At 44.4% G+C, this 7,821-nt stretch carries 9 protein-coding genes; 4 read left to right on the forward strand and 5 right to left on the reverse strand.

The window, feature by feature from the left end; translation table 11 throughout:
- The first annotated feature begins 124 nt into the window (after positions 1-124).
- From WC615_RS03355 to WC615_RS03365, 3 genes are all read left to right on the forward strand, one after another.
- Positions 125-1,549: a glycogen synthase gene (locus WC615_RS03355; RefSeq protein WP_372976730.1), complete on the forward strand. Its 1,425-nt coding sequence runs from the start codon at positions 125-127 to the stop codon at positions 1,547-1,549.
- Complete coding sequence (locus tag WC615_RS03360; protein ID WP_372976731.1) at positions 1,546-2,808, forward strand: glucose-1-phosphate adenylyltransferase; 1,263 nt, start codon at positions 1,546-1,548, stop codon at positions 2,806-2,808. Before WC615_RS03355 ends, WC615_RS03360 begins: the two co-directional genes overlap by 4 nt.
- Before the next feature lie 72 nt (positions 2,809-2,880).
- Complete coding sequence (locus tag WC615_RS03365) at positions 2,881-3,072, forward strand: hypothetical protein (protein ID WP_372976732.1); 192 nt, start codon at positions 2,881-2,883, stop codon at positions 3,070-3,072.
- A 61-nt stretch (positions 3,073-3,133) separates the two neighbouring features.
- Here the strand turns inward: WC615_RS03365 and WC615_RS03370 are convergent, their stop codons facing one another.
- The 3 genes from WC615_RS03370 to WC615_RS03380 all read right to left on the reverse strand — a co-directional run bounded on the left by WC615_RS03370 (position 3,134) and on the right by WC615_RS03380 (position 5,455).
- Positions 3,134-3,811, reverse strand: a complete 678-nt coding sequence (locus tag WC615_RS03370) for a metal-dependent hydrolase (RefSeq protein WP_372976733.1) — start codon at positions 3,809-3,811, stop codon at positions 3,134-3,136.
- Between the two features lie 27 nt (positions 3,812-3,838).
- Positions 3,839-4,153, reverse strand: coding sequence for a YbaB/EbfC family nucleoid-associated protein (locus tag WC615_RS03375; RefSeq protein WP_372976734.1), 315 nt, complete (start codon positions 4,151-4,153; stop codon positions 3,839-3,841).
- Between the two features lie 93 nt (positions 4,154-4,246).
- Entirely contained in the window at positions 4,247-5,455 is a 1,209-nt protein-coding gene (locus WC615_RS03380) for a serine hydrolase domain-containing protein (protein WP_372976735.1), read from the reverse strand.
- A 113-nt stretch (positions 5,456-5,568) separates the two neighbouring features.
- Here WC615_RS03380 and WC615_RS03385 point away from each other — a divergent pair, with 113 nt between their 5' ends.
- A complete protein-coding gene (locus WC615_RS03385; RefSeq protein WP_372976736.1) occupies positions 5,569-6,546 on the forward strand; it encodes a tetratricopeptide repeat protein in 978 nt (325 codons plus the stop codon).
- On the opposite strand, the gene WC615_RS03390 is transcribed toward WC615_RS03385, so the two are convergent.
- Both WC615_RS03390 and WC615_RS03395 read right to left on the reverse strand, forming a co-directional pair.
- Positions 6,543-7,295, reverse strand: a complete 753-nt coding sequence (locus WC615_RS03390; RefSeq protein WP_372976737.1) for a LytR/AlgR family response regulator transcription factor — start codon at positions 7,293-7,295, stop codon at positions 6,543-6,545. The two genes, WC615_RS03385 and WC615_RS03390, sit on opposite strands and share 4 nt — an antisense overlap.
- Positions 7,292-7,821 (reverse strand): sensor histidine kinase (locus WC615_RS03395; RefSeq protein ID WP_372976738.1); only part of this gene is annotated, 530 nt, incomplete at its 5' end. The genes WC615_RS03395 and WC615_RS03390, both read right to left, overlap by 4 nt.

The raw sequence follows: 7,821 nt of genomic DNA on the forward strand, positions 1-7,821 counted from the left end.
GCCGAAATTGCAATTAACCGCCATTACTGATTAAATAATATCACATTTTTAAACACATTTTTAAAATTATGTGTTTGTTCATTTGGGGAAATGTTTAGTACCTTAAACCAATATATAATCCCGAATGAGAATTTTTCACCTGAGTGCCGAATGCTACCCTATTGCCAAAGTTGGGGGCCTTGCCGATGTGGTTGGCGCGCTGCCAAAATACCAGAACCAGGCAGGGATGCAGGCCGCTGTTGTGATGCCTTTTTATAACCGCAAGTTTGTTCATGAGAATACATTCGATGTTGTTTTTCAGGGCACTACACTATTGGGTACGCGCAGGATATACTTTGAGATACTAAAAGAACAAACCGACAAACTGGGTTTCGAGCTTTATTTGATAAAGATACCGGGCCTGCTGGACAGGGAAAATGTTTACAGTTATCCCGACGAGAGGGAACAGTTCCTGGCCTTCCAGATCTGCTTTCTGGACTGGATAAACTGGAGCGGCCAAACACCCGACCTGGTGCATTGCCACGACCATCACTCGGGTTTGGTGCCTTTCCTGATGTACCACTCAAACTTGTACCGCAGGCTGGCACATATCCCAACCATATTTACTATACACAACGGGCAATATCACGGCGCTTTTGGCTGGGATAATTTGCACTACCTGCCCGAGATTGACTTTTATAAAACCGGCCTGCTTGATTGGAACGGCGGCATCAACCCGCTGGCATCGGCAGTAAAATGCTGTTGGCGGTTCACTACGGTTTCGCCAAGCTATTTGCAGGAGTTGAGCATTAGCTCTAACGGATTGGAATACCTGTTTTATGTAGAGCGGGATAAAGGCATAGGCATCATCAACGGTATTGATACCGATGTTTGGAACCCCGAGACAGACCCTATGCTGCCCGAGCATTTTAATGCTACAACCGTAGCCAAAGGCAAGCAGAAAAATAAAGAGATACTATGCGAGCGGTTCAACCTTTCGCCGGATAAGCCACTGATAGCCTTTATTGGCAGGTTAGTGACCGAAAAAGGATCGGACCAATTGCCTGCTGCTATTGAGCGGAGCATTAAAGAACATGGCGACAAAGTAAACTTCCTGATACTCGGTGCAGGAGAAAGCGCTACAGAAATGTCGCTTAATCTGCTCAAGCAATTGTACCCTCAAAACTGCAATGTATTTATAGGGTATGATGAATCATTGGCACACCTGATATATGCCGGCGCCGATTTTCTGCTGATGCCATCGCGGGTGGAGCCTTGCGGCTTAAACCAAATGTATTCTATGCGGTACGGTACTATGCCAATGGTACGCAGCACCGGAGGTTTAAAAGATACCGTGATTGATTTTGGCGATGAAGGCGGTTACGGCATACGCTTTGAGAATGTAACCGTAGATGATATTTGCGTATCGGTAACCCGCGCAGTTGTGCTGTATAAAGACACCCGCAAAATGCAAACTCTGCGCAAACGCATGATGGCCCTCGATTTTTCGTGGGACCGCTCGGCAAAAGAATATATGAACCTGTATGAAAGTTTAATTCCTAAGATATGACATCGAAAGTAATCAGTATTGTACTTGGAGGCGGCCAGGGCAGCCGTTTGGCACCGCTTACAGAAACCCGTTCAAAACCAGCAGTGCCAATTGCGGGTAAATACCGTTTGGTTGATATTCCCATCTCCAACTGCCTGCACTCAAATATCAGCCGTATATTTGTATTAACGCAGTTTAACTCGGCATCGCTAAACAAGCACATCAAAAACACTTATCACTTTAGTACGTTCAGCACGGCTTTTGTTGATATTTTGGCTGCCGAACAAACCCCTACCAGCGGTGGCTGGTTCCAGGGCACGGCCGATGCGGTAAGGCAAAGCCTGCACCATTTGGCCACGCACGATTTTGATTACGTGCTGATCCTATCGGGCGACCAGCTGTACCAGATGGACTTTGAGGAGATGATACAACAGCATATCGATCGCAATGCCGATATCTCTATCGCTACCATCCCTGTGCATGTAAACGATGTGCCCGGCTTCGGTATTCTTAAAACTGATTCTGACAGCCTGATCACCTCATTTGTTGAGAAACCCAAAAGTGGTTTTGAGGACCTTGTATCGGATGTAAGCGACGAAATGAAAGAGCAAGGCCGTATTTACCTGGCATCAATGGGTATTTACATTTTTAACCGCCAGTTGCTTTACGATTTGCTGGAAGGGAATGATTATACCGATTTTGGTAAAGAGATCATCCCGCAATCAATAGCCGGGCATAAGGTTATCAGCTACCAGTACGAAGGTTACTGGACAGACATCGGTACCATCAAATCATTTTTTGATGCCAACCTTGGCCTTACAGATGACATCCCGCAGTTTAACCTGTTTAACAAAAACCAGATATACACCCGCGCACGCATGTTGCCGCCAACCAAAATATCGGGCACACTGATAGACCGTTCTATCATTGCAGATGGTTGCATCATTAATGCAGCGCATATTATCCATTCCATTATAGGTATCCGTACCCGCATTGGTACGGCCAGCGAAATTGAAAGCTGCTATGTTATGGGGAGCGATAATTATCAAACGTTGGAAGAAATTGCTTTTGCTAAAGAAAACAATCTGCCTATTATGGGCATTGGCGACAGGTGCGCTATCAAAAATGCCATCATCGATAAAAACACTTATATAGGTGATGATGTGAAGATAAACTGTGGTGATCCTCTGCCTGACGGCGACTTCCCGACGCATACCGTTACCGACGGAATTGTGATTGTAAAGAAACGCGCGGTAATACCAAGCGGCACCATAATTTAATTTTAAAGATAGCAGAACAATCAATAGTTAATTTGTTTTATATATAAACTATAAAACTTAAATTAACTTGTTATGAAAAAGACTATCTGTATGATCGCGGTTGCCGCCATCTCTTTCGGTAGTGTAAATGCATTTGCTGCAATGCCGGTGCAAACACAACAGGACACATCTAAAATGAAAAAGAAACCGATGAAAAAGAAGATGAAGCACAAGAAGATGATAAAGGACACATCGATGAAAAAAGACACCGCAATGAAGATGTAATGCTTCGAAAAAACAAAAAGCCTCCCGATACGTCAGGAGGCTTTTTTGTGGTTATACAATTTTACAGTTCTAAACTTTCGCCTATGGCAGGTAGCTTTAAGTTTAGCCCTGCTTTTACAAATTTACCGGTCACCTCTTCTTTGTCTATCTTTATTACCGGGAACGAATCGTAATGCACACCGATAATATTTTTACAGTTTACAAAAGCCGCGGCTTTTATGGCATCGTCGGCCCCCATGGTGTAGTTATCGCCTATTGGGAAAATTGCCCACGCGAGGTTCTCATCTGCCAGCAATTTCATATCATAAGTTAGTGCGGTATCGCCGGCAAAGTAAATCACCTTCCCTTCCGAGTAAATGAGGAAACCTGCGGGATTACCACCGTTACTTCCATCAGGCAATGTGCTGGAGTGTACGGCGTTCACCATTTTAACACGGCCAAAATCAAAATTAAAGCCACCGCCAATGTTCATACCATGCACGTTATCTACTCCTTGTTTGCCCAGCCAGCCGGCTATCTCGGCAATGCAAATAACCTTTGCACCGCTGCTTTTAGCAATGGTCACCAAATCGGCAACGTGGTCGCCGTGCCCGTGCGATACCAAAATATAATCGGGCTTAAGGCTGTTTACATCAATATGTTTAGCCAGCTCGTTTGGCGTAATAAACGGGTCAAATAATAAAGTTTTGCCATCGGCTACCATTTCAACGGTAGATTGGCCATAATACGTCAGTTTCATAGTTTGTGTTTTTAGATGTATTACCGATTATTTGTTAAACAGGTTGCCTAAGCCGCCCATTCCACCAAGCATAGCGCTGGTCATAGCGGCCATCTCGCTCTGGCTAAGGTTTTCGGCTTGTTCTATGGCTTTGTTTATGGCAACAACCAATAGCTCTTCCAGCTCCTCTTTATCGGCATCCTTAAAAAAGTCGAGATCGATGTTAACCGATTGCACTACTTTATTGCCGTTAGCCTGTACGCTTATTTTTCCGCCTTCGGCAGTGCCGGTAACGGTTATAGCATCCAAACGCTTTTTTACTTCACCAGCCTTTTGCTGGGCTTCCATTAATTTATCGAACATAATATGTTATGGTTATTGGTTGATTAGGTGAGTAGTTAAATGGTTGAAGGGAGAACTATTCACCAATCAACTTAATCAACCACTCACCAAAGATTAATCCTCCGCTGTATCGCCGTTACCGGTATAGGCTCCCTTACGTACTACCGGCATACCTGTCATTTTAAACAGGTCATCCAGGTGCAGTAAACTGCCGTTAACCATATTACCTAACAAAACAATGGTAACATCGTTTTTCATATCGCGTAAAAATATATGGCGAAAGCCGTGCCACCAGCCGGTATGGTAAATAACCTTTTGGCCGGGGCTTTCAAATATGCGCCAGCCATAGCCATAGCTAAAGTGCCCGCGTATCATGGGGTTACGTGCGGTATAAGCCGAGTCCTGCGTGGCGGGTTTTATCAATTTACCGGCTTTAAGGGCCTGGTCAAAAACGTACAAGTCGGCAACCGTGCTGTAAATGCCCTTATCGCCCACCGGGCCATCTAAAAAATTTTGCGCAACCGAGTATTTCCAGCTGTTGCGGTCGTGCCCAACAACATCAACAGGTATTTTATCATAAACCGCTTTTGAGTACACGGCAGTATGTGTCATGCCGGCGGGTTTAAAAACATTCTCTTTCATGTAATCGGCATAACTCATACCGGTTACTTTTTCTATAATGGCGCCCAGCACCATAAAGTTGCTGTTGTTATATAAAAAGCTTGCATTTGGTTTGTTAAAACGGGCAGGCTTGTATTTAGCTATCAGGTCCATAGCCTCTTTGTTGGTAAGGCCTTTCTTTTGGTTAAGGTGCTGGCTGCGGTAAATGTTATCAACAAAGTAAACATAGTTCATCATACCACTGCGGTGCGTAAGCAGCAGGCGAATGGTTACGCCATCGTACGGAAAATCCGGAAAGAAATCTTTTACATCCTGGTCAAGCTTAATCTTGCCCTTTTCCCACAGCTGCATAATGGCCGTACCCGTCATGGTTTTGGTAACCGATGCCAGTTCAAATTGCGAAGCCAGGGTAAGGCTGTCGCGGGTTAGGTGGTTGGCCCAGCCGAAAGATCCCTCATAAATTATTTTGCCCTTTTTAGCTACCAGTACATTGCCGTTAAAACCGCTCACCTTATGCAGGTGCTGCATAAACTCCTCAATTTTTTTATCGCCCTTACTGGGGTCATATTTAAGTATTTCGGCAGTGTTAAATGGTTTGCCGTTATCAGCTTCGCCCTTTTTATTGTGGCCGGGAGACGAGCAGGAAGTAAACGCGAGAAGGGAAAACAGAAGGGAAATGACAGTTGTGCACACTTGTCTCATAGATAAAAAGTTCTTTCACTTAAACGAAGGCGAAAATTAGAAATTATATAGGAGGTAAAAGATTAAATTTCAATTAATGTTTCAACAATGTTAAAAACAGGCTAATTTTAGGTATGCGAAATTTACTGCGGATAATTGTATTTACCCTTTTAAACCTTCAATATGCATCGGCACAAGATGTAGTCGCCCTGATAAAAGATGGCCGGCAACTAAGCAGCCAAAAACAATATCCCGAAGCTATTGAAAAATACAAAAGCGCTTTACTAATTGAGCCCGAAAACCCACAGGCAAATTACCAGTTAGCTTTTGCGCTGTTTGCAAGCGGCAAAGGCCCGGATGGGTTACCCTATCTGGATAAGGTTGTAAGCGCCAATAAGAACACTCCGCTAACAGCTGCATCCTACAGTTTAATGGGGAGTATTTATGGCAATGCTAAACAGCTGCCCAAAGCAATTGACGCATATAAGAATGGCATAAAAGCCGATAGCACCAACCAGCGCATTTATTACAACCTGGGCATTGTGCAATACCGCAGCAAGCTGTATACCGATGCCGAACAAAACTTTGCAGATGCAGTTAAGCGGGATTCGGCAGATGCGGGCAGTATACGGATGTTTGCACTAACAACTTTTCACGAAAATAAACGCGCCGAAGCCATACTGGGCTTTTGCCGCTTTTTACAATTAGAACCCAACAGCAAGCGCAGCGCCGAGGCCTTTGGTAACCTGCAAAACATTCTGCAAAGAGGAAGCCTGCAAACCGAAGAGGGCTATCAGCCTACATCCGCCACCAAGGCAGAGGCCTTTACTCAAAACAAGATCATCAACAAGGTGCTGGCCGGTTTCATGACACGCAAGTACGCATCGCCAACGGCCTTGCTTACTGCGCAGTTAAAGGAGCTTTTTGCTGCCTTTGGCGATAAGTACAAATACGCCGCTTATTACAACAAACTTTCGCAGACTGACAATTTTGAAACTTTTGTAAGGGTAATCAGCCAGAGCGGCTTTGCCGAAAATACAAAATGGGCTGTAGAGAATAAGGATAAGATGAGTGCTTATGAGGCCTGGACAAAAAGCACAGCTATTCGTTAAACCACGCCAGACAAGGCAGCTTTTACCTTCTCGCGGTTAAGCTTTGATACCGGGATCTTGGTATTATCTGTTAACAATAAACTGCCGCCATCTTCGCGCAGCCAGCTTTTTATATAACTCATATTTACCAGGTGCGATTGATGCGCACGGATAAACCCATGGCCGGTTAGCATATCGGCATACTCTTTCAATGTTTTTGATACCAGGATGTGTTCGCCGCCGGTAATTACAAATTTGGTGTATGTATTATCAGCCTCACAGCGGACAATATTAGTGATGTTCACGTAGCGGGTTTCGCTGAACATGGGAAGGGCAATACGCGCCGGGGCTTTTTTATCATCCTTTAAATAATCAAGCAGGTGGTTTAACCGTTCATTCTTATGTTTTTGCCCGATAGCTTTGCGGGCTTTATCTACCGCCTGTTTCAGCTCATCAATATCTATGGGTTTCAGCAGGTAATCCAACGCGGCAAATTTGATGGCCTGGATGCCGTACTGGTCGTACGCGGTAACAAAAATGATCTCGAAATCGATATCACCAAGCTGCTTCAACAGGTCGAACCCCGATCTTCCATGCAGTTGTATGTCAAGAAAAATCAATTGCGGCCGGTGCAATATTATCGCCCGCAGGGCATCATCAACGTTTTCGCTTAAGGCGCAAATTTGTACATCGGGCGCATAAACCTGCAGCAGTTGCTGCAGGTTCTCCCGGTTTGATGTTTCATCGTCAATTATAAGCGTTTTTATCATAGCCAGTTTTGCAGCTCAATGGTTATTAATGTCCCGTTGCTGTTTGATGCCGTATGCAGCAATATATTGGTGTTTTTGTAAACCTGGTTTAGCAGGGTAATACGGTCTTCACAAAGCTTAAGCCCCATACCTGTGCCGTTGGTAGCGCCAAAACCCTTACCGTTGTCTTTTACGACAAATACTAATGTACTGCCTGTTTTTGTAATAATGATACTGATGCTGCCCTTTTCTTTTAAAGCCGATACGCCATGTTTAACCGCATTTTCGGCAAATGGCTGTAGCAACATGGCCGGTATTTCAATCTGCTGGTCTATCTCCTGTTCGTTTATTTCAATATTAAACTTAAAGCCAAAGCGCATTTGCTCCATCTGCAAATAATCGTTCAGCAGGCTTACCTCCCGTTCAATGGTAGTAAGCTCTTTGTTCCCATCATCTAATATATTGCGGGTAAGGCGGGCAAATTTGCTGAGGTATTTATTGGCATTCTCTACCTCGTTTTTGTTCATCAGGTTTTGGATCCCCGCCA

This window comes from Mucilaginibacter sp. (assembly GCF_041663085.1).
Taxonomy (GTDB): domain Bacteria; phylum Bacteroidota; class Bacteroidia; order Sphingobacteriales; family Sphingobacteriaceae; genus Mucilaginibacter.